The 20,189-nt window shown below is 43.8% G+C and carries 16 protein-coding genes; 9 read left to right on the forward strand and 7 right to left on the reverse strand.

From position 1 onward, the window contains the following. Window positions 1-50: 50 nt before the first annotated feature. From B4J50_RS08320 to B4J50_RS08330, 3 genes are read left to right on the forward strand one after another with little or no spacing between them, the layout of a single operon-like run. Window positions 51-1,319: a D-serine ammonia-lyase gene (locus tag B4J50_RS08320; protein ID WP_286846419.1), complete on the forward strand. Its 1,269-nt coding sequence runs from the start codon at window positions 51-53 to the stop codon at window positions 1,317-1,319. Continuing rightward, the gene (locus B4J50_RS08325) at window positions 1,316-2,011 is read left to right on the forward strand and encodes a transglycosylase SLT domain-containing protein (RefSeq protein WP_024822987.1); all 696 of its coding nucleotides are present in this window, start codon (window positions 1,316-1,318) and stop codon (window positions 2,009-2,011) included. The genes B4J50_RS08320 and B4J50_RS08325 overlap by 4 nt, the downstream gene beginning before the upstream one ends. A 29-nt stretch (window positions 2,012-2,040) precedes the next feature. Then, window positions 2,041-2,934 (forward strand): DMT family transporter, encoded by an 894-nt coding sequence (locus B4J50_RS08330; RefSeq protein ID WP_024822986.1) that lies wholly within the window; start codon window positions 2,041-2,043, stop codon window positions 2,932-2,934. Here B4J50_RS08330 and B4J50_RS08335 read toward each other — a convergent pair. After that, window positions 2,916-4,121, reverse strand: coding sequence for a CdaR family transcriptional regulator (locus B4J50_RS08335; RefSeq protein ID WP_286846418.1), 1,206 nt, complete (start codon window positions 4,119-4,121; stop codon window positions 2,916-2,918). The two genes, B4J50_RS08330 and B4J50_RS08335, sit on opposite strands and share 19 nt — an antisense overlap. A gap of 512 nt (window positions 4,122-4,633) precedes the next feature. On the opposite strand from B4J50_RS08335, the gene B4J50_RS08340 reads away from it, so the two are divergent. From B4J50_RS08340 to B4J50_RS08360, 5 genes are all read left to right on the forward strand, one after another. Continuing rightward, window positions 4,634-5,941 (forward strand): DUF3798 domain-containing protein, encoded by a 1,308-nt coding sequence (locus B4J50_RS08340; protein ID WP_024822984.1) that lies wholly within the window; start codon window positions 4,634-4,636, stop codon window positions 5,939-5,941. Between the two features lie 144 nt (window positions 5,942-6,085). Next, a complete protein-coding gene (locus tag B4J50_RS08345; protein ID WP_024822983.1) occupies window positions 6,086-7,696 on the forward strand; it encodes a sugar ABC transporter ATP-binding protein in 1,611 nt (536 codons plus the stop codon). Beyond that, window positions 7,693-8,739 (forward strand): ABC transporter permease subunit, encoded by a 1,047-nt coding sequence (locus B4J50_RS08350; protein ID WP_024822982.1) that lies wholly within the window; start codon window positions 7,693-7,695, stop codon window positions 8,737-8,739. The genes B4J50_RS08345 and B4J50_RS08350 overlap by 4 nt, the downstream gene beginning before the upstream one ends. After that, the gene (locus B4J50_RS08355) at window positions 8,736-9,842 is read left to right on the forward strand and encodes an ABC transporter permease (RefSeq protein ID WP_414630721.1); all 1,107 of its coding nucleotides are present in this window, start codon (window positions 8,736-8,738) and stop codon (window positions 9,840-9,842) included. The genes B4J50_RS08350 and B4J50_RS08355 overlap by 4 nt, the downstream gene beginning before the upstream one ends. 28 nt (window positions 9,843-9,870) lie before the next feature. Further along, window positions 9,871-10,251: a DUF6672 family protein gene (locus B4J50_RS08360; protein ID WP_051461168.1), complete on the forward strand. Its 381-nt coding sequence runs from the start codon at window positions 9,871-9,873 to the stop codon at window positions 10,249-10,251. A gap of 114 nt (window positions 10,252-10,365) precedes the next feature. Here B4J50_RS08360 and B4J50_RS08365 read toward each other — a convergent pair whose 3' ends face one another. The 5 genes from B4J50_RS08365 to B4J50_RS08385 all read right to left on the reverse strand — a co-directional run bounded on the left by B4J50_RS08365 (window position 10,366) and on the right by B4J50_RS08385 (window position 15,813). Then, on the reverse strand, window positions 10,366-10,959 hold the full coding sequence (locus B4J50_RS08365) for a nitroreductase family protein (RefSeq protein ID WP_024822979.1): 594 nt from the start codon (window positions 10,957-10,959) through the stop codon (window positions 10,366-10,368). Window positions 10,960-10,987: 28 nt separating this feature from the next. Then, the gene (gene mnmE, locus B4J50_RS08370; protein WP_024822978.1) at window positions 10,988-12,355 is read right to left on the reverse strand and encodes a tRNA uridine-5-carboxymethylaminomethyl(34) synthesis GTPase MnmE; all 1,368 of its coding nucleotides are present in this window, start codon (window positions 12,353-12,355) and stop codon (window positions 10,988-10,990) included. 114 nt (window positions 12,356-12,469) lie between these two features. Beyond that, window positions 12,470-13,675 carry a PLP-dependent aminotransferase family protein gene (locus B4J50_RS08375; RefSeq protein WP_024822977.1) on the reverse strand — a complete coding sequence of 402 codons (1,206 nt, stop codon included), beginning with the start codon at window positions 13,673-13,675 and terminating at the stop codon, window positions 12,470-12,472. A 100-nt stretch (window positions 13,676-13,775) separates the two neighbouring features. After that, window positions 13,776-15,002, reverse strand: coding sequence for a PLP-dependent aminotransferase family protein (locus tag B4J50_RS08380; RefSeq protein ID WP_286846416.1), 1,227 nt, complete (start codon window positions 15,000-15,002; stop codon window positions 13,776-13,778). A gap of 190 nt (window positions 15,003-15,192) precedes the next feature. Then, window positions 15,193-15,813, reverse strand: coding sequence for a M48 family metallopeptidase (locus B4J50_RS08385; protein WP_286846415.1), 621 nt, complete (start codon window positions 15,811-15,813; stop codon window positions 15,193-15,195). Window positions 15,814-15,981: 168 nt separating this feature from the next. Between B4J50_RS08385 and B4J50_RS08390 the strand changes: the two genes are divergently transcribed. Continuing rightward, window positions 15,982-17,943 (forward strand): transglycosylase SLT domain-containing protein, encoded by a 1,962-nt coding sequence (locus B4J50_RS08390; RefSeq protein ID WP_286846413.1) that lies wholly within the window; start codon window positions 15,982-15,984, stop codon window positions 17,941-17,943. A 71-nt stretch (window positions 17,944-18,014) separates the two neighbouring features. Here B4J50_RS08390 and B4J50_RS08395 read toward each other — a convergent pair whose 3' ends face one another. After that, window positions 18,015-20,135, reverse strand: coding sequence for a CDC48 family AAA ATPase (locus B4J50_RS08395; RefSeq protein ID WP_286846411.1), 2,121 nt, complete (start codon window positions 20,133-20,135; stop codon window positions 18,015-18,017). Between the last annotated feature and the right edge of the window lie 54 nt (window positions 20,136-20,189).

Raw genomic sequence — 20,189 nt, forward strand, 5'->3', positions numbered from 1 at the left:
CAATGTTGAATTAGAATACTTCGATAAACAAGAGGAAGAGGTGATTTGTTGTGCCGGAAACGACCCAGGTACTTCAAGATGTCCTCCAAATGAAGCCTGTAACATGGTTTAACGAAGAGAAGGAAAAATCAGCTGACCTTTTAAAAAAATTGCCTGTAACTTTTCTCCATATACAAGAGGCTCAAGCCAGGTTACAGCGTTTTGCTCCTTTCCTCAAAGAAGCCTTCCCTGAAACGGAAAATGGGGTTATTGAGTCACCTCTGCGAGAAGCCCATTCCTTTAAAAAAAATATGGAAAACTACTACGGGCGGAAAATAGAAGGCCGCTTCCTTTTAAAGTGTGATAGCGAACTGAAAGTAGCTGGCTCTATAAAGGCGCGTGGCGGTATTTATGAAGTCCTAAAGCATGCAGAAGACCTTGCCTTTCAGGCAAAGATACTTTCTATCACTGATAACTACAGCGTTCTTTGTAATGAATCTTTCCGTAACTTCTTTTCCCAATATAAAATATCTGTTGGATCCACTGGAAATCTAGGGATGAGCATAGGTATTGTTTCTGCCGCCCTTGGCTTTCAAGTATCCGTTCATATGTCTCGAGATGCTAAGCAATGGAAGAAAGATTTTCTTCGGAAACATGGGGTGACAGTTATAGAGCATACTGAAGATTATTCTCGAGCAGTAGAAGAGGGACGGCGCCAATGTGCGGGGGATCCACGGGCCTATTTTATAGACGATGAAAATTCTGTTGACCTTTTCTTGGGCTATGCTGTAGCTGCTCTTCGCCTTCAAACACAGCTTGAGAGCCTGGGCATTCATATATGTGAAGATACCCCTCTCCAAGTTTATTTGCCTTGCGGTGTGGGAGGCGCTCCTGGTGGCATAACTTTTGGGTTAAAACACCTTTTCGGGGATGCGGCTCGATGTTACTTTGTGGAGCCGACCCATTCTCCTTCTGTACTTTTGGGAATGCTGAAAAATGACGACTCCGTTCGAGTTGTTGACTACGGCATTGATGGGTTGACGGAAGCTGACGGGCTAGCGGTAGGATCCCCCTCCAAGCTGGTTATGGGTTTAGAGCGCTATCTCATTGATGGTATTTACACGATAGAGGATGATGATCTTTATCGGTTGTTGACCCTTTTACGAGATTCTGAGGATTGCAAAATAGAACCCTCTGCTGCAGCAAGCTTGAAGGGGCCTCTCGTCACACAGGACATCCCTTCTGGGGGCACCCACATAGCTTGGCTAACAGGGGGGCTTTTTTTGCCAGAAAATATTTTTAGAGAATGTTATGAAAAAGGAAAGGAGTTGCTAGGATGACACTCCATAAAACAGAAAGAGTGTTTTTTTTCTCTACCCTTCTGTTTCTTTTGATGGGTATTACGGCTCCGCCCTCTTATGCTGAGGGACAGTATCTTTCCATTCCTTCCGAGGTTTTTGCAAAAGAAAAAGAGCTTAAAGAGATGGAGATGGAACAGAAGAGAGCAGCAGAGATGGAGCGCCAAAGAGAGCTTCAGGCGAAACAAGAGATGGAGGCTCAAGTTCGGAAAGAGGCCATTGCTGAGTTTTTTCAGGATAAAAATGGATCACTAGAGAAAGATCGGGCTGAAAAATATGCTCATTATGTTCTTGAGGCAGGCAACCAATTTGGCGTTGACCCTTTTATTGTAGCTTCAATTATTATAAAAGAATCGCGAGCTTATCATGAGGCTCGATCTAAAGCGGCGTATGGACTTATGCAGATCAACTGGAAAGTTCATCGTAATAATATAGGCAAGGCCTTTTCTCATATAAAATCCTTGGCAGAAATGATGAAACCCAAAAATAACATCTCTGTAGGAACGTACATTTTTTCATGTTACCTCAACTCGGCAGATGGTGATTTAGCCAAGGCCCTAGCCTCTTATTGTGGAGGGAATAATACAAAATATATAAAAAATATTTTTTCTTATCAACAGGAGTTAGATGCTCGTTTTGAAAAGAAAATAAGCAAAATTCCAGATAGCAACTAACCCTCTCAGTTTTTAGAGGAGGTTGTAACGTGACGGAGCGAACGGGAGCCAGACTGGAGGCGCTGCTTGCAGTTGTTTTTTGGGGAGGTTCTTTTACGGCGATCAAGATGGTGGTTTCTCAGGTTTCTCCTCTTACTCTTTTATGGCTTCGTTTTGGTATAGGAGCCGTGGTTTTAGGGGGAATTTTGTGGGTGAAGCATGGGTTCCACCCGCTCTCTTTTCGGCAAGTTGTAGAGCTGTGTTTCTTGGGGTTCCTTGGCGTATTTCTTCATAACTATATCCAATCTTTGGGTCTTCGAACGGCAGCGGCAGGTATCTCTGGTTTGATTATTGCCGGGACTCCTATTCTTATCGCTTTATTGGGGGCCTTTTTTCTTCGGGAAGCACTTTCTTCTATTCAGTTAGGAGGAATATTTTTGGCTGCCTTCGGTGTCCTTTTTATCGTGTCTAAAGGGCATTTATCTTCTCTGTGGAGCGGGTGGGGGAATGTAGGTAATCTGGGGGAGAGATTGGTCCTCCTCTCATCGTTTACCTGGGCTCTTTTTTCTGTGTTATCTCGTAGGATTTTACAGAGGATGTCTTCAAGTCTTGCCATGTTTTATGTGATTCTTTCCGGATGGATTTTTTGTTCAGTCCCCTTCTTTTTCCAGGGGAGCCAGGAGGTTTTTATACTTGATAAGTCAGGTTGGTATAGCGTCATTTTTTTAGGTGTTTTCTGTTCAGCTATAGCCTATGTTTTTTGGTATGATGCTTTGAAAAAACTTCCTGCCTCAGAGGTAGGTGCCTTTCTTTATCTTAATCCAATTGTAGCAGTGGCTGTAGCTACGTTTTTCCTAGACGAACCTATTTCGTTTTCTACTCTTGTAGGAGGGGGTTTGGTTCTTATAGGAGTAGGAATTGTGAACTATCGAGAGGAAAGCTGATCGGTGTTTCGGTCAGAAAGTTCATTAATAAGGATAGCTATATAAAGAGATAAAAGTTCGCGAAAATTCTGAGAGTCGATATTGCACATAGACTCTATTTTATTGATTCTATAGTTAAGGGTATTTTTGTGAATGCTAAGAGCTTTTGCAGCTCCACTTGGGCTGAAACGATGTTCGCACCAAACGCGGAACGTGTTTATAAGTTCAACGCTGTCTGATGTTGCTTTTAAAGGGGCCAGGATGGATTCCCGATAGCGCTTCGCTATATCTCGACTCGCAGTAGTCAGTAAATCTTCGAGCATCAAATCGGAGATAGAGTATATACTGGGTCTATAGTGGATGTTTTTACCAATGGTAACTGCCTTCCATCCATCACGATGAGACGCTGGTAAGCATGATATATCTTGAGCTAAAGAACCAATTCCTATTACAACATGCAGTCCTTTCCCTTCCATGAGTTTCTTCAGCTTTTCGCATTCCTTCCAGGTTCTCTGTACAACTTCTTTTTCATTGAGTAGAGCGTTGGCTGCCCGTAGGATTTCGTAACGACCGGAATCCATCATCGTAGAAATATCTTGTGGGCGATTAAAAATAGTTCGAATGGCCATCATAATGTCCATTTGTGTGTAAGGAACGGTTTCAATCTCTAATCCCTGAGAGATAACGGCACGGGCATCGAGAAGTTCTATAGCGACAGCTATTCTCGGAATTTGCAGTTCAAAACCAAGGCCTCTCGCAGTAGCCAAGAGAGAAGTTTCATCATCTTTTTCTGGATCAAAAGCAGCTATTTGTTCTAAAAGGCTCTGGATGGCCCTGCTTCGGAGGAAGAAAACCTCAGAAAACATTTTTTCGCTGAGGATAAGCTCCGTGTGTTTCTTCACGAGCATTCCAAACGGAGTTACTTTTGAGGGAACTCCTGCAAGGGCTATGGTTCCTATCCGTTTCCCTGTGAATTCTATAGGAAGAGTCACCCCAGATTTTACCCCTTGTAAGTGTTGTACGTCTTGTTCCTGTTGAATAGAGTTTTGTCCGGTTCGAATGACCTCTAGCGATGGCTCGTGAAGAGTGCCTCTCCGACTGGGATCGCTTGCCCCGATAATCATCCCCTTTTCATCGGTGATAATAATATCTATCCCGATTAATTCTGCTGTGGATGAAGCTATTTTTTGTGCTATTTTATCAAGCATTTTGATAGTTCCCCCTTACGGGAATTTTGTTTTTATTTAAGCATGTTTTGTCTAAAAATACAATAATTTGCAGTAAATAATATCTTTTACTGTGTTTTTACCCCAAGATATTTGTGCTTTTTTTATCTATACTATAACCAGAGTTAAAAAGGATTTTCTCTCAAGCTTAAAGGAGGTTCGAGGAACTATGAAAAACCGGGTTATACTCTCTGCCTGTGCCGGAGCAGCGTTTCTTTTTGTTGTACTCATGGCGGGTATGGCTGAAGTGCTGTAGATAGAGTTTTATATTTTTTGAATGGCTTGGCCGTGCCATTTTAAAATATATTCCCCTTTCCCACGGGAGGACGCAACTGTCCTCCCGTTTATTTTTTATTTTTTTATTTACCTTAGTAAAGAAATAACTCTCTAATAAACAATTATCTTGTCTTTTCTATGCATTGACAATAAAATAGCAATGAGATACTCTTCAAACAAGTAAGTTGATTCATACTTATTAAGTGGGGGGTAGGGTAATGAAGAAACTCGTCATTTTGGTTATTGTTCTTCTTGTTGCAGTTGGAGGTTGGATGGTTGTAGGCAACAAACCTCAGGAGCAGGCTCCTGCACCTCAACAGCAGGCAGCAGAAAAACCGGCTGAACAGCCGGCAGAGAAACCAGCCGAAGCTCCAGCGGAGAAAACGTCAGAAGCACCAGCTGAAGCTGCCAAGTTCCATATCGGTATTTGCACAGGTACAGTTTCTCAGTCGGAAGATGACCTTCGTGGCGCTGAGCGTCTTATTGAAGAGTACGGAAGCGTCAGCGACGGTGGCATGATCCAGCATATTACATACCCTGATAACTTCATGGTAGAAATGGAAACGACTATTGCTCAGATAGCTGGTCTTGCCGACGACCCATTGATGAAGGCCATCGTGGTGAACCAGGCTATCCCAGGAACCACAGAAGCTTTCCGAAGAGTGCGTGAGAAACGCCCTGACATCCTTCTTTTTGCTGGTGAAGCTCACGAAGATCCAGGTGTTATCGAGTCTGCCGCAGACTTAGTTATTAACTGTGACAATATTGCTCGAGGCTACTTGATTGTTGCAGCAGCCCAGAAAATGGGAGCAAAAGAATTTGTTCATATTTCCTTCCCGCGCCATATGAGCTATGAGCTCCTTTCCCGTCGTCGTAACATTATGGAAGAGGCTTGTAAAGATCTAGGGATGGGTTTCCATTTTGAGACGGCTCCAGATCCCACGAGCGACGTTGGCGTAGCAGGAGCACAGCAGTTTATTCTTGAAAAGGTTCCAGCTTGGCTTGAAAAATATGGAAAAGATACGGCTTTCTTCTGCACCAATGACGCTCATACCGAACCTTTGTTGAAGAGAATTGCTGAAGAGGGCGGCTATTTTGTGGAGGCCGACCTTCCTTCACCTCTTATGGGGTATCCCGGAGCTTTGGGCATCGAGCTTTCTGATGTGAAAGGCGATTGGCCGGCAATCCTTGAAAGAGTAGAGAAGGCTGTTGCTGATAAGGGCGGTGCCAAGAGAATGGGCACATGGGCGTACTCTTATGGTTACACCACTACCGCAGCTCTTGGTGAGTTTGCGAAGAGAGTTATTGAGAAAACATCAGAAGTGGGTAATGTGGAGCAGCTTTTTGATTGCTACGGAAAATATACACCAGGAGCTAAATGGAACGGAAGTCTTTATACCGATGTAGCTACCGGCGTAGAGAAGAAGAATCACGTGCTCGTCTATCAGGATACCTATGTGTTCGGTCTTGGATATCTTGGTATGACCGATGTCGTTGTTCCTGAAAAATACTTCACCATCAAATAGTAGGCTCCGTGAATATAACTTAAGCCTTTCCTAAAAGGGGAGGAAGTCCCTATTCCTCCCCTTTTTCCTGTTTATAAGAGCAGGGGAAAATAAGGCCTAAGGCCTGCTGTAAGAGGGGCCTTGGAGTATGAAGAGGTGACTATAATGGCTTTATCTGAGCCCTTATTGAGAATGGAAAACATCGGTAAAGCGTATTTTGGTAACAGAGTTCTGAAGGATATTAGTTTTACCCTTGAAAAAGGGGAAATTTTGGGGTTGGTCGGAGAAAATGGTGCCGGCAAATCCACCCTCATGAATATATTATTTGGAATGCCGGTTATTCAAGAAACTGGAGGCTATGAGGGAAAAGTTAGTATTAACGGCCAGGAAGTTCAGTTCAAAAGCCCTTTTGACGCTTTAGAGGCAGGAATAGGCATGGTACATCAGGAATTTTCCCTGATCCCAGGTTTTTCTACCGCAGAAAATATTGTTTTGAATAGAGAATCTACAAAATACAATGTTCTTGTGGAGTCTTTTGGGGAGCGTCTTCGGACCCTTGATACGTCTAAAATGAAAGATCGAGCTGTAAAAGCTATTGAAAAACTCAATGTAGTTATAGATGCAGATACTCTCGTATCGGAAATGCCTGTCGGGCATAAACAATTCACTGAAATAGCCAGAGAAATTGATAAAGAAAAGACGCAGCTTTTAGTGCTGGATGAACCTACCGCTGTTTTGACAGAATCGGAAGCAGAGATACTTTTAGCATCAATGAAAAAGTTGTCGTCTATGGGGATTGCTATAATCTTTATTTCTCACAGATTGCATGAAGTTATCGATGTTTGCAATAAAATTATAATTTTGCGAGATGGCCAAGTTGTACATGAAACAACTCCGGAAAAGACGAATGTAATGGAGATTGCCTCTCATATGGTGGGGAGAAGCATTGAATCTGCTTTTGCTCGGCAAGAAAGGGAAAAACCATTAAGTAAAGATATTCTTCATGTGGAGCATCTGTGGGTAGATATGCCTGGAGAGACTGTCCGAGACGTTTCTTTTACAGTTAAAGAAGGGGAAATTTTTGGTATCGGAGGATTGGCAGGTCAGGGGAAGCTTGGCATAGCTAACGGCATTATGGGCATGTATCCTTCTGGTGGCTCAGTCTCTTTTGGTGGACAGGCTATCGTTTTGAATGATCCTCGCTCTCCCCTTTCTCTTGGAATAGCTTCTGTATCAGAAGATCGTCGCGGTGTGGGGCTTTTGCTGGAAGAACCCATATCGTGGAACATTATTTTCACAGCTCTTCAGACACAAAACAAATTTTTGAAGCCAGTATGTGGAGGGCTTGTTAAAATTCGAGATGAAAAGGCTATAGCGGAATGTGCTGAAGAGTATATTCAGTCTCTGGATATTAAGTGCACAGGCGGACATCAGCGAGTTCAAGAACTATCTGGTGGTAATCAGCAGAAGATATGTTTAGCGAAGGCTTTTGCTTTAAATCCTAAATTGCTTTTCGTATCTGAACCTACGCGGGGTATTGACGTGGGGGCGAAGAGAGTTGTTCTCGATACCCTTCGTGAATATAATCAAAAACAAGGTACGACTATTGTTATGATTTCTTCCGAGCTTGAAGAACTTCGTTCAATTTGCGATAGGATAGCGATTGTCAATGAAGGGAAAATAGCAGGAACCCGTCCTGCGACAAGCCCGTCCACCGAGTTCGGTTTGCTTATGCTTGGTGCTATTCAAAATGGTGCGGAGAAGGTGGGAGCATGATGAATACATTGCGAAGCTTTGTCGAAAAAGCTGGATGGCCACGGGTAATAATAGCCTTATTCCTAGGGGTCCTCTTTGTTGTCGCTCCCTTTGTAAGAGTTCGGGTCGATGCTTCTATAAGCGATACATTGGTTCGTTTTGGAATGAATGGTGTTATGGTATTAGCCATGGTTCCCATGGTTCAGGCTGGGTGTGGCTTGAACTTTGGCCTCCCCTTAGGAATTATTGCTGGCCTTCTAGGTGCAGTGACCAGTATTGAAATAGGAGTTACCGGGCTTCCGGGGATTTTGATAGCAATGGTTATCGCTGTTCCTATTGCGGCCGTCTTAGGATGGTTGTATGGACAGCTCCTTAACAGAGTTAAAGGCGGAGAGATGATGATAGCTACGTATGTAGGTTTCTCTTCTGTGGCCTTCATGTGTATTATGTGGCTAATGCTCCCTTATAAAAGCCCCAACATGGTGTGGGGGTATGCTGGAACGGGGCTACGTACCACCATTTCTGTCGATGGCTTTTGGAGTAAGGCTATCAGCGATATTTTTGCTTTTAAAATCGGAAGATTCTTTTATTGCCCCACGGGGATGCTTCTGTTTTTTGCCCTCATGTGTTTTCTCATGTGGCTCTTTATGAAAACAAAGATTGGAACAGCAATGACCACTGTAGGATCAAACCCGGAATATGCAAAAGCATCAGGGGTGGATGTAGATAAAATGAGAACTCTCTCTGTCGTTCTCTCCACTGTCTTAGGAGCCGTAGGGATTATTATTTATGAGCAGAGTTTCGGGTTTATTCAGTTGTACATGGGGCCTTTTTATATGGCTTTCCCCGCAGTGGCTGCCATTCTTATCGGGGGAGCATCGGTGAACAAGGCCTCTATCTTTAACGTGGTTGTTGGGACAATTTTGTTCCAGGGTATTTTGACAATGACGCCATCGGTTATTAATAGTTTAATCGAGACGGACATGTCGGAAGTTATACGAATCATTGTTTCTAACGGCATGATTCTGTATGCTCTCACGAGGGCGGTGAAAATGAAATCATGATGACAAAAAAATCGTCTTTCCGAGACGACCTCTCTCATTTTCTTATTAGCAACGCAGTTCCAATAATATTCTTGGTATTGAGCGCCGTAGCTATCCCTATTTCGAGATTTTCCACGCAATATCTTGTGCAGGAAATGCTCGTTCGGCTAGCTCGAGATTCCTTTCTTGTCCTTTCCCTTCTCATTCCTATTATGGCAGGGATGGGCCTCAATTTCGGAATGGTCCTTGGGGCTATGGCTGGCGAGATCGGCCTTATCCTCATTACAGACTGGAATGTAGTAGGGTTGCCTGGAATGCTTCTGGCTATGATTATTTCCACCCCTCTAGCTATATTTTTAGGGTGGATGTGTGGTGTTATTCTCAACAAGGCTAAAGGACGTGAAATGGTTACGTCCTTTATTTTGGGGTTTTTTATGAATGGGGTCTATCAGCTTATCGTTCTTTATGGGTTTGGCAGCGTATTTCCCATTAAAAGCCCTGATCTTGTGCTGTCTCGAGGTTTTGGCATCCGTAACGTTACGAATCTAGAAAACATTCGGAAATGTCTCGATAATCTCATCCCTATTACTATTGGTGGGGTTGCGATTCCCGTGGCTACTTTTATCGTTATTGCCCTTTTCTGTGTCTTTGTAGTATGGTTCCGAAAGACAAAGTTAGGGCAAGATATGCGAGCTGTGGGGCAGGATATGGAAGTTGCTGATTCGGCGGGTATTCCTGTGGAGCGAACGAGAATTATATCTATTGTTATTTCTACCGTTCTTGCCTGTTATGGACAGATTATTTTCCTTCAGAACATTGGAACGATGAACACGTATAATAGCCACGAACAAGCGGGAATGTTTGCCATCGCAGCTTTGCTTGTTGGGGGAGCCAGCGTTTCAAAGGCCACAATTCCTAATGTATTCATAGGGGTTATACTCTTCCATTTGATGTTTGTTGTTTCTCCTATGGCAGGGAAATATCTTATAGGAGAAGCCCAGCTGGGAGAATACTTCCGTGTTTTTGTTTCTTACGGAATCATCGCTATAGCCCTTGTGCTTCACTCGTGGCGACGTCACCGTGATAGGGAGCGGGCGCGACGAGCTTTACGCGGCAATGCCTGACGACGGAGAAGAGACGGGAGGCGTAATAATGAGGCGATTAACGGTTAATGTAGGGCTGATGGTAATTCTGGTGCTTTTTTCTTTCTTACTTTATAACGTGGGGAAAGGATATACGTTGCTTGTAGATAATAAGCCTATCACGATTGGAGAGCAGTCTTTTCAGCCCTATCCGTGGGTAAAAGTGTATATAAGCAGCGTGGATGAACCTGTAATGTTAAAGGCAGGGGGAAGAGATTCTGTTTTTGTAGTAGGGAAGGCACATAAAGTTCGTGTAGAAATTTTAGATGAAGGTAAAAACATTATAAGAGAGGTAGAACAGAAGTTTAAGCTTTCTCGAGATTCCGGTGATCTTTTAAGTATCCCTGCTCTTGGAGAAAATTACCCACAGTGGATTCAGAAACGTCAGTAACTTGTGTTTTTTAGGGCCTGGTTCATGTAGAACCAGGCCCTTTTATCTTTTATGATATGGATTCCCAGCTGGAGGAAAACAATAGGAGCCTGGAGGAGCGTACCTTTTCGTTCTTTATGATATAGATTTGCCCCACTCATCTACAAAAACAAAATCCTGAAGACTTTTTCTATATCGTGTTTCCAGCTCTTTCTGGCGTAGTTCCTCTGGCAAAGCGTCAGGAGAACCAGGGAATCCTACTGCAATAGCAGTAATGGGGTCAAAATCTGCAGGCACGTTATAAAGTTCTTTGACGCGAGAGGAAGAGAAACCCGCCATAGGATGAGCTGCCAGGCCGAGAGCGGTTGCTTGCAGAGCAATATTTTGAATAGCCATTCCTACGTCATGATATGCATGGCGATTTGTTTTCCCATTCAATGAAAAAGTTGTTCGAGCCAAAGCGATGATTAAAATAGGGGCTTTTTGAGCCCATATGCTATTTTGTTCAGCTAGACACGAGAGCATCTTGCGAAAAGACTCATGGTTATTTTTTATAGCTACAAGAAAAAACCAAGGCTGATCGTTATAACATGACGGTGCCCAACGTGCCGCTTCAAAAAGCGACAATATTTTATCTTTGGACGGAATTTCTTCTGTAAAAGAGCGTGGACTCCAACGTTCTCGAATCAAGTCATGTATAGGATAATTGGCGGAAGCGCTTTTCTTCATAATCTATTGCCCCTTTCCTCTGGCGTATCTATTTTCCTACACAAAATTCATTAAAAATTTTGTTCAGAAGAGCATCGTCTACAGAGAGACCGAGAAGACGCTCCATAGCTTGCCGACACTCAGAAAGACACAATGCTATTACATCATCTCCCAGTTTAGATTCTAACGCCTCTATCCCGCGCGCAAGCGAATCTATGGCTTTTCGGATCTCTCCGACTTGACGCGAGGAAGCATTGAGGCCTGAGGTTAATGTTCCCCCTCCTGCAATACGTGCAACAATAGCGTCTTTGAGAGATTCCAACCCCTCCTTTTTTTGTGCAGAGATAACAAATACGGGGCTCTCCGGCAGAATACCGTTGATTATTTCTTCTGTGACAACCATAGGTAAATCGGCTTTGTTTATGACTACAATATGGTCAGTAGCGGAAATTTTCTGTGCCAAAGACAGATCTACAGACGTAAGGGCTTCGCTTCCATCGATAACCCAGATCCGAATATCAGCCTCTTTCATCGCTTGTTCTGCTCGAGCGACTCCTATAGCTTCAACTTCGTCTGTAGGCGCACCGATCCCTGCTGTATCTACTAAACGTATCGGAATGCCTCGGTATGTAAGAACTTCTTCGATGAGATCTCTCGTAGTTCCTGGAATGGCTGTTACTATCGCTCGAGATTCCTTCAACAGAGCATTAAGAAGAGACGATTTTCCTACATTGGGACGACCTACAAGGGCTACTCGTATTCCTTCTCTGAGGAGTAACCCTGTGTTGCAACGATCCAATAGATCTTCCAAGCTCTGACGTAACATCCAAAATCCTGATTCTGCGTCGTTACGGTCTATATAGGGAAGGTCTTCTTCAGGGAAATCCAATCCAACCTCAACGCTTGCGGAGAGCGAGAGCAGTTCGTTGTAGATATCATGGGCAAAGGTGGAAAGTTCTCCGCGAAGAGTGCGGGTTGCAGCCCTAAGAGCTTCTTCACTTTTTGAACGAATAATACCGAGAACAGCCTCTGCTTGCGAAAGGTCAATTTTCCCATTGAGGAAAGCGCGTTTTGTAAACTCTCCAGGTTCGGCTAGGCGAGCTCCTTTTTTAATGAGGTGCTCTAAACATTTTTGAGCAACCAAAGTGCCTCCATGGGTGGATATTTCTACCATTTCTTCCCCAGTGTAGCTTTTTGGAGACCTAAACCAGGAATAAAGCACCTGATCAATGCATACTCCTTTTTCATCGAGGAGATAGCCATTTCGCAAAAAACGAGGGGGTGTTTGTGCTAAAGGAATGAGGCCTTGAACTACTTCATCTGCTAAAATTCTAGAGTTTGGACCAGAAAGTCTCACGATAGCAATACCAGCCTCTCCCCAGGCAGTAGAGATTGCAGCGATGGTTTCTTCAGGCATAGTTACATAACCTCCCTTCGTTTTAAACGATCATAATATTTTCTATACGTATATTACAACAAAAAGGGCTGCTTCTTGTTAAGCAGCCCTTTTTTTAATCTTCCACTTTAGGTACTATAAAAGCTCTCTCACAGACACTCCGAGCCGACGTATCCCTTCATCGATCATATCTGGGGAAGGAAATGTGTAACAAAGCCGTAAGTGATGTGCCCCTCCTCCGTTGGGATAGAAAGGTTCTCCTTTTACAAAGGCTACATTTTTTTCTAGTGCCTTTTCGAAGAGGTCGTTCGATGATATATAGGGGGTTTCAACCCAATAGAAGAAACCACCAGCTGGAGTATGAAAAAAAGCGGTCTCTTCAGGTAGGTGGACGTTCAATGCGTCCTCCATGTAATCCCGTTTTTTTCTATAATGATCTACAATTCGAGGCAGGAAGGACTCTAAATATCCTAATCGGCAATATTCATAAACGAGAGCCTGAGCCACTACGCTCGTACATGTATCTACTCCTTGTTTAAAGACTGCCATTTTTCTAATAATGTCTTTATTGCCGCAACACCACGCTACTCGCGTTCCTGGCGCAAGAATTTTTGAAAAAGATCCAGCATAGATGACGAGGCCTGTCTTATCAAGAGAATAGAGAGGGGGTATATTTTCTCCCTCAAAACGGATATAACCGTAAGGATCATCCTCCAGAATGGCTATTTTGTATTTTTGAGCAATAGCTATCAGTTTTTTACGCCGCTCCAAGCTCATGGTAACACCGGAAGGATTATTGAAGTTGGGAATGGTATAAATATATTTAATGCGGTTCCCTTTTGCATGAGCTTTATCTATGATTTCAGGTAGTTTGTCTACTTCCATACCGTGGTTATCACAAGGGACACAAAGGAAACGAGCTCCATGATTATACATATCAATAGTGGCTCCCAGAAAAGTGGGCTCTTCTGTAATAACGTAATCTCCACGATTAATAGTAGAGAGGGTGAGAAGGTCTGTTGCTTGAATAGATCCAGAAGTTATAAGTATCTCTTCCATGGAGATTGTGCGTCCCAAACGGGGGGCGAGCCATTGAATTAGAAACTCCTTGAGGGGAGGATATCCTTCTGTAACCCCATATTGAAGAATATCTTTCCCATGCTTTCGGATAATGGACGAGGCTTCATAAAACTGTTCTATTGGAAAAATTTCTGGGTCGGGCATTCCACCTGCGAAAGAGATCATGCCAGGTTTTCTAATAATATGGAAGATGTCACGAATAGGAGAAGGTTTTATTTTTTGTGCTGCTTCACTATAGAGAGGTTCCCAAAAATTGTCCACGCTTGCAATTCCCTCCCTTGTCGTTCAAAAAGAGCCCGTTATGTTTTACACACGGGCTCTTTTTATCTATTCTTTTTTCTGGTAGCAGCGGAGTACACTCCTATGCTTCAACGGTTTGAACCAGTTCTTGCACTGCTACCGCCAACCTTTTAACTCCTTCCTCTATTACCTCTGGCGTAGGGAATGTGAAGCACAGTCGAGCGTTATGAATTCCACTTCCTGGGTTTGTGCAGAAAGGTTCTCCAACTACGAAAGCTACCTTCTTTTCGATAGCTTTTTTGAAGAGATCATGAGTATTGACCCCAGGGAAATGGAGCCAGTAAAAGAATCCTCCTTCAGGTTTAACCCACGATACCCCTAAAGGATCGAGATGGCGCTTGAAGCTTTCGTCCATAGCGTCTCGTTTAACGCGGTAGTTACCGATAATGACGGGTAAATGTTTATCGAGATAGCCATTGCGGCAATATTCGGCTACCAACGCTTGGGTAATGGTGCTAGTGCACAGGTCTGTAGCCTGTTTAAACACCGTCATTTTCCTTATAATATCTTTGGAACCGGCAACCCATCCTACACGACTGCCTGGCGATAGAATTTTGGAGAAAGAGCCAGCGTAGACAACTCCTCCCTGACTATCGAAAGAAAATATAGATGGGAGATGTTCTCCGTCATAACGCACATAACCGTAAGGGTCGTCTTCGAAGATAGGTATATTGTATTTATGAGAAAATTCCACAAGCTTTTTCCGCCTTGCAATTGACATGGTAGAGCCGCCAGGATTATGGAAATTAACGATAGTGTAAATGAACTTTATATTCTTTCCTTCTTTACGAGCTCTTTCTATGGCTTCCGGCAGCAGATCGACTTGCATACCGTTCCTATCCGTAGGAATGCCGATGAAGCGGGCTCCATGATTATAGAAAGTAGTGAGGGCAGCAAGGTATGAAGGATCTTCGGTGATGACATAATCGCCTCTGTCTATCATGGCCCAAGAGAAAAGGTCAAGAGCTTGTTGGGATCCAGTGGTAATAATCATTTCTTCTGTAGGAGACACAGCTCGCCCCATTCGCGGGGCGGTCCACTCTGCCAAAAATTCTTTCAAAGGGAGGTAGCCCTCTGTCGTCCCATATTGAAGGAGATTTTTACCATCATCTTTAAGAATGTGGACTCCTTCATAAAACTCATCAATCGGGAAAATCTCTGGAGCAGGCATTCCTCCTGCAAAAGAAATCATACCAGGTTGTTTGATAACAGAAAGCATCTCTCTAATAGGCGAAGGCCTTACGTTCACAGCATTGTAACTGAAATTTGCCTCCCAAATTTTGCTCACACATATCGCCTCCCCATTGGCGTTATAGAAAGTCAAACAAATCTAAAAACAAGGCCGTAAAATCCATAAATTGTAAACTACATTGATATAAACAAGAAAAAAGAAGACATGATAAGACAATTATAACATTGAAAAAAGCAAGAATATGCTCACTTTAGTGAAGAATAAAATATACATTTAGGCGAAGTTTTTATTTGCTGTATTTTGAAGCGGTTTCCCGTATATGTTGCAATCTCCGCTCTGTAGGAGGATGGGAGTTGAAGCCACTGGGCGATGTAGCATACCCTGCATCACGCATCTTTTCCAAGGCCTTAACTAGCCCCCAAGGGCTATATCCAACTTTAACAGCCAGATCCACCCCATAGTCATCTGCTTCTACTTCCTGTTCTCGGCTAAAACCAGATTCTGCAAGGCCGACACCAAGATTGGCAAGAATCTCGCCACTGGAGCCTTTGATATTCTTGAAAAGAAGGGTCCAGAGGAGATTGCGCCCTACCGTACTTCCATAATGATTCAGCTTGATATGGCCCGTCTCGTGGCCGAGAATTCCAGCTATTTCATCTTCTGTATCGAGAAGGTTCATTAGTCCTGATGTAACGTGGACGGAACGATTATCTCCAGAAAATTGAACCCAAGCATTGGGTTCTTTTTTATTTTCTATAGTAATAGGAGCTGTTTCCAGCCCAGCAGCCTTAGATATTCTTTCCCATGCCCGTTCAAGCTGTTGTGGAGATAGGGCAGCTTCTGCAGCTCCAGCTGAGAGAGAAAGAATAAAAAGAAAGAGTACAAATTTTTTAAAGAAGCAACACATAATCTCGCCACCTTCTCTCTATTTTTTCTAGACTCATGCTAGCATAGAATATTCAGAGGCTCCAGAGTAAAAACAATGATCTTATTTGTAATTTATAAAATTTCAAGAGTATATATCATTCTTGTATAATAGAATATCCACACTCCGGAGTGGAAGGAGGAGAGTAGTTTGACAAGGAGATATCTTCGAACTCTGGCAATGGTGTTAGGAATCCTTTTACTGGTAAATGGAGCGGGAGTACTGGCCCTTTCCGCAGAAGAAAGACCTTCTCTGGATCAAGCCTTTTGGAATAGAGATTGGAAGTTACTCGATTCCCTCTATCAGCAGGGAGAGACGATTTCGCCGCGAGAGCTTTCTCTTGTGGCAAATGCTTTTTGGCTTCAAGGACGCTGGAAAGAAGCTTTAGATGTTTTGCAGAGAATAGGAAGCGAGCTCCCTGAAGAGCTGATTCCTTATAGAGATATGATGATTGTTTTGGCTCACGAACGTACGGGGAATATAGCTCAAGCATTACAGGCGGCTCATTTTCTCTACTCAAGGGCTCCGGAAGGCTTAAACTATTACGTAGCTTATGCTCTGTATCGCTTGACAGCAACAGATGAGGAGAAAAGGGGCTGGCTTGAAGCCATGTTGAAGCTTTCCACTAGCCAAGCTCAGACAGTCCAAACTCTGAACGAGCTTCTTTCCCTCCCAGGTGATAACGTGGCTTATGGATTACAGCTTGTACGTTTTGAGCCTCTCAACAAAAAAGCTTTTTCTGTCCTAGAAAAGAGCCCGGAACCTTGGAATGCAGCTGTGGCTGGAGCTGTCGGTTACGCAGCGTACTTAAAAGGGGATTACAAGAAAGCTATCTCCCTTTTTTTATCTGTTCCTCTAGATTCAGCAGAAGGGTTAAAATCCCGTTATTATCGAGCGATGTCTTGCTATCGGCTGGAGCGCTATAAAGAGGCGTTGGATTTATGGGAATGGTTAGCTATGAATGGGAAGGGGTATGCGGAATCCTCTATTCGTCGAATTGGTGTTTTAGCAGGGCGGGCAGAAGAAGAAAAAGCTATAGCTTCATTACGTCGTATTGCAGATAGTGGCCCAGTTCCATTTCGATCCAAAGCACTATTTGCTCTTTTTACTGTCGCTGACGGGGATGTTAAGAAAAACTTAGAACTAGAACTTATAGAACGTTACCCTACGTCGGAAGGGGCGCGATCGATCCTTTGGGATCGAGCATGGGAAGCCTGGAAGAAAGAGAGGACGGAAGATGCTCTTGTAATATGGGAACAGCTTCTATCGGGCGGCGAGGGTGTGTGGAGAGAGCGTCTTTTGTACTGGACAGCTCGTGGATACGAAAAAGTAGGGGAAAAGAATAAAGCTGAGGAACGTTTTTATCAACTCCTCGCTGAATATCCTCTCTCTATTTATAGTTCTCTCGCCTCTCCAGGAGGGCCCTCTTTTAGTAACGAGATCCCTTCTGAACTCAATCGGTCGCAGGGTATTCTTGAAAAATGGGGTTTTGTTTTTTATGCCAAACTGAGCTTATTGAAGGAAGGGACTCCTTCCGCTATGTACAGAGCTGCAGTTTTATCAGAATGGCTTGGAGATGAAGCCGGTGCTTATAGCACCGTTTCTTCTTTGTCCTCTACGCTGCTCAAGAATGTACCTCTGCCGCGAGAGGGGATACGCTTTCTCTATCCTAGGCCCTTTAAAAATCTTGTGGAGTCTGCTTCTCAGCGTTTTGGCGTAGAGGGGAATCTTATTTGGGCTGTTATGCGACAGGAAAGTGCTTTTGATGCTGACGTGAATAGCTGGGTGGGAGCTGTCGGTCTTATGCAGCTTATGCCTGCGACAGGACAAGAAGAGGCTCGGCTTCTGGAGATGGGAAATGCAGATTTATGGGATCCAGCGACAAATATTTTGCTTGGTGCTTCTCACCTGGCTAGATTACAGAAGCGTTTCAGACGATTGGAGTGGGCGGTAGCAGCTTATAATGCAGGAAGTGGATCTGTAGGGAAGTGGATAAAAGAGGGAGAGGATCGCCCCTTTGATGAATGGATGGAAGATATTCCTTACAATGAAACAAGGAATTATGTAAGAAAAGTTATGGGGAACCTATTTATCTATAGGGTACTTTATTAGGCTTTACGTACGTTTGAAGCGGCAGAATAAAAACGAGATATTCTTGTATTTATCCTGCCGCTTTTCCTTGTCTAGTTCTTCCCTAAATGATCTCTTAAGAAAACAAAAGCTGCCTCAAAATGTTTGTTCTGTAAAAGGGGAACTTTCCACTTCTTGTTTTTTAGGTAATCTCGAATGGCCAGAGCAGAGGCTTTCCTACAAAGAAGAGCAATATCTCCTCCCGAGCGGCCTTCCGTTTGTATTGCTAATTTTTCTATTTTTACGTCTTTTGCTAAAGGTTTCTGGCGAAGGTGGATTTTGAAAATTTTTCCTCTAGCTTCCCTGTCTGGTAACGGTAGTTCTAAAACTACATCAAAACGGCCACTGCTAAGGAGAGCGGGGTCGATAAGATCGATCCTATTTGTTGTGGCCAGAACTGTGACGCTCTTTAATTCTTCTATGCCGCTCATTTCTGCCAGAAATTGGCTGATTACGCGTTCTGTAAAGCTGGCACCAGCACCGCTGTCTCGCCCTCGTATGGGAACGAGAGATTCAATTTCATCAAAATAGAGGATAGACGGAGAGGCTTGTTTGGCCTTTCTAAAAACATCCCGAATAGCCCGTTCGCTTTCACCTACATACTTTGACATGAGCGAGGGGCCTTTGACGGGAATAAAGTTAACTCCACTTTCATGGGCCAGCGCTCGAACAAGGAGGGTTTTCCCCGTACCGGAGGAGCCATAGAGCAAAATACCTTGTGGCGGCGTTATGTTAAACTTTTCATAGATTTCACTATATTTAAGTGGCCATTGTACAGCTTCAATAAGTTCTTCCTTAATCGTATCGAGTCCGCCAATATCGTCCCAAGTTACATCTGGAACCTCCACAAAAATTTCTCGAATCGCAGAAGGCTCTACTTCCTTCAGAGCATCGAGAAAATTTTCCATGGAGACATTCATGGAGAGCAGTAGGTCATAGGGAATTTGAGCTTTTTCATAATCTATACTTGGCAAGAGTTGCCGAAGGGATGCCATAGCGGCTTCTTTTGCCAAAGCTTCTAAATCCGCTCCTACAAAACCATGAGTAATTTCTGCAAGCCGGGGAAGATCTACATCTTGTGCCAGAGGCATGCCTCGAGTGTGAATTTGCAGTATTTCAAGCCGACCGTTCCGGTCCGGGATGGGGATGGCGATTTCCCTATCAAAACGTCCTGGTCTGCGCAATGCGGGATCAAGAGTGTTGGGAATATTGGTAGCCCCAATCACAATAACTTGCCCACGAGATTCAAGACCGTCCATTAAGGCAAGAAGTTGAGCAACGACTCGCCTCTCTACTTGTTTTTCGCCCCCCATTTCCTCTCGTTTTGGGGCGATAGCATCGATTTCATCTATAAAAATAATAGCGGGGGAATGAGCCTGAGCTTCGTCAAAAACATTGCGAAGTCGTTCCTCACTTTCACCATAGAATTTCCCAATAATTTCAGGGCCTGAAATATGTGTAAAATAGACGTCTGTTTCATTGGCTACAGCTCGTGCGATCACTGTCTTCCCTGTTCCTGGAGGCCCGTACAGCAGCACACCTTTAGGAGGTTGTACTCCCAACCTATCGAAAACTTGGGGGAAACGGAGGGGGAGCTCAATCATTTCTCGCACTCTTTGAATCTGGGGACCAAGCCCACCTATATCCTCATAAGATATACGGCTTGCCTTTTGTAGGGAGGAAGATTGCTTTTCCACATTAACATATGTAGCAGTGCTAATAATCACAACACTGTCTGGCGTTGTGTCTGATACGAGAAAATCGCATGTTCTTGTCCCAAAAAGTGTTACCCGGATTCTGTCTCCTTTGAGGACGGGGAGGCCTTCCAACTGTGAACTAAGATAGATAGAGTCACGTTCTTTCTCAAGTAATGGAGTAGTGGTAAGAGGGCGGAGGGCAATACTTCCCGCAAAATGATGATCCGTTTTAAGCACTTTTATCTTTTCATCCAGACCGACATGGGCGTTTTCCCGGATAATGCCGTCAATCTGGACGATCTGTTGCCCCATATCACTGGAATCGCAAGATAGAATTCTCACAGGAGTCTGGCGTTTACCTTCTATAAGAACTATTTGTCCCTCAGAGAGCCCATATTTTTTCATGTCTTGAGGATCCATTCGCGCAATACCATGACCTACATCTTTAGCTAAAGCCTCTTTGACCCGTAGTGACATTGGGATGACGCTCCCTTCAAATTCTCTAGATGGTAGTCTCTATGCTATCATAAA

The organism is Aminobacterium sp. UBA4908, from assembly GCF_002398115.1.
Taxonomy (GTDB): Bacteria; Synergistota; Synergistia; order Synergistales; family Aminobacteriaceae; genus Aminobacterium; species Aminobacterium mobile.

What these genes read in the sequence shown, in the direction of transcription:
- B4J50_RS08345 (WP_024822983.1), top strand. Translation starts at nt 6,086, where the DNA reads ATGGCTTTATCTGAGCCCTTATTGAGAATGGAAAACATCGGTAAAGCG.
- B4J50_RS08325 (WP_024822987.1), top strand. Translation starts at nt 1,316, where the DNA reads ATGACACTCCATAAAACAGAAAGAGTGTTTTTTTTCTCTACCCTTCTG.
- B4J50_RS08340 (WP_024822984.1), top strand. Translation starts at nt 4,634, where the DNA reads ATGAAGAAACTCGTCATTTTGGTTATTGTTCTTCTTGTTGCAGTTGGA.
- B4J50_RS08355 (WP_414630721.1), top strand. Translation starts at nt 8,736, where the DNA reads ATGATGACAAAAAAATCGTCTTTCCGAGACGACCTCTCTCATTTTCTT.
- B4J50_RS08335 (WP_286846418.1), bottom strand. Translation starts at nt 4,121, where the DNA reads ATGCTTGATAAAATAGCACAAAAAATAGCTTCATCCACAGCAGAATTA.
- B4J50_RS08365 (WP_024822979.1), bottom strand. Translation starts at nt 10,959, where the DNA reads ATGAAGAAAAGCGCTTCCGCCAATTATCCTATACATGACTTGATTCGA.
- B4J50_RS08360 (WP_051461168.1), top strand. Translation starts at nt 9,871, where the DNA reads ATGAGGCGATTAACGGTTAATGTAGGGCTGATGGTAATTCTGGTGCTT.
- B4J50_RS08350 (WP_024822982.1), top strand. Translation starts at nt 7,693, where the DNA reads ATGATGAATACATTGCGAAGCTTTGTCGAAAAAGCTGGATGGCCACGG.
- mnmE (WP_024822978.1), bottom strand. Translation starts at nt 12,355, where the DNA reads ATGCCTGAAGAAACCATCGCTGCAATCTCTACTGCCTGGGGAGAGGCT.
- B4J50_RS08395 (WP_286846411.1), bottom strand. Translation starts at nt 20,135, where the DNA reads ATGTCACTACGGGTCAAAGAGGCTTTAGCTAAAGATGTAGGTCATGGT.
- B4J50_RS08385 (WP_286846415.1), bottom strand. Translation starts at nt 15,813, where the DNA reads ATGTGTTGCTTCTTTAAAAAATTTGTACTCTTTCTTTTTATTCTTTCT.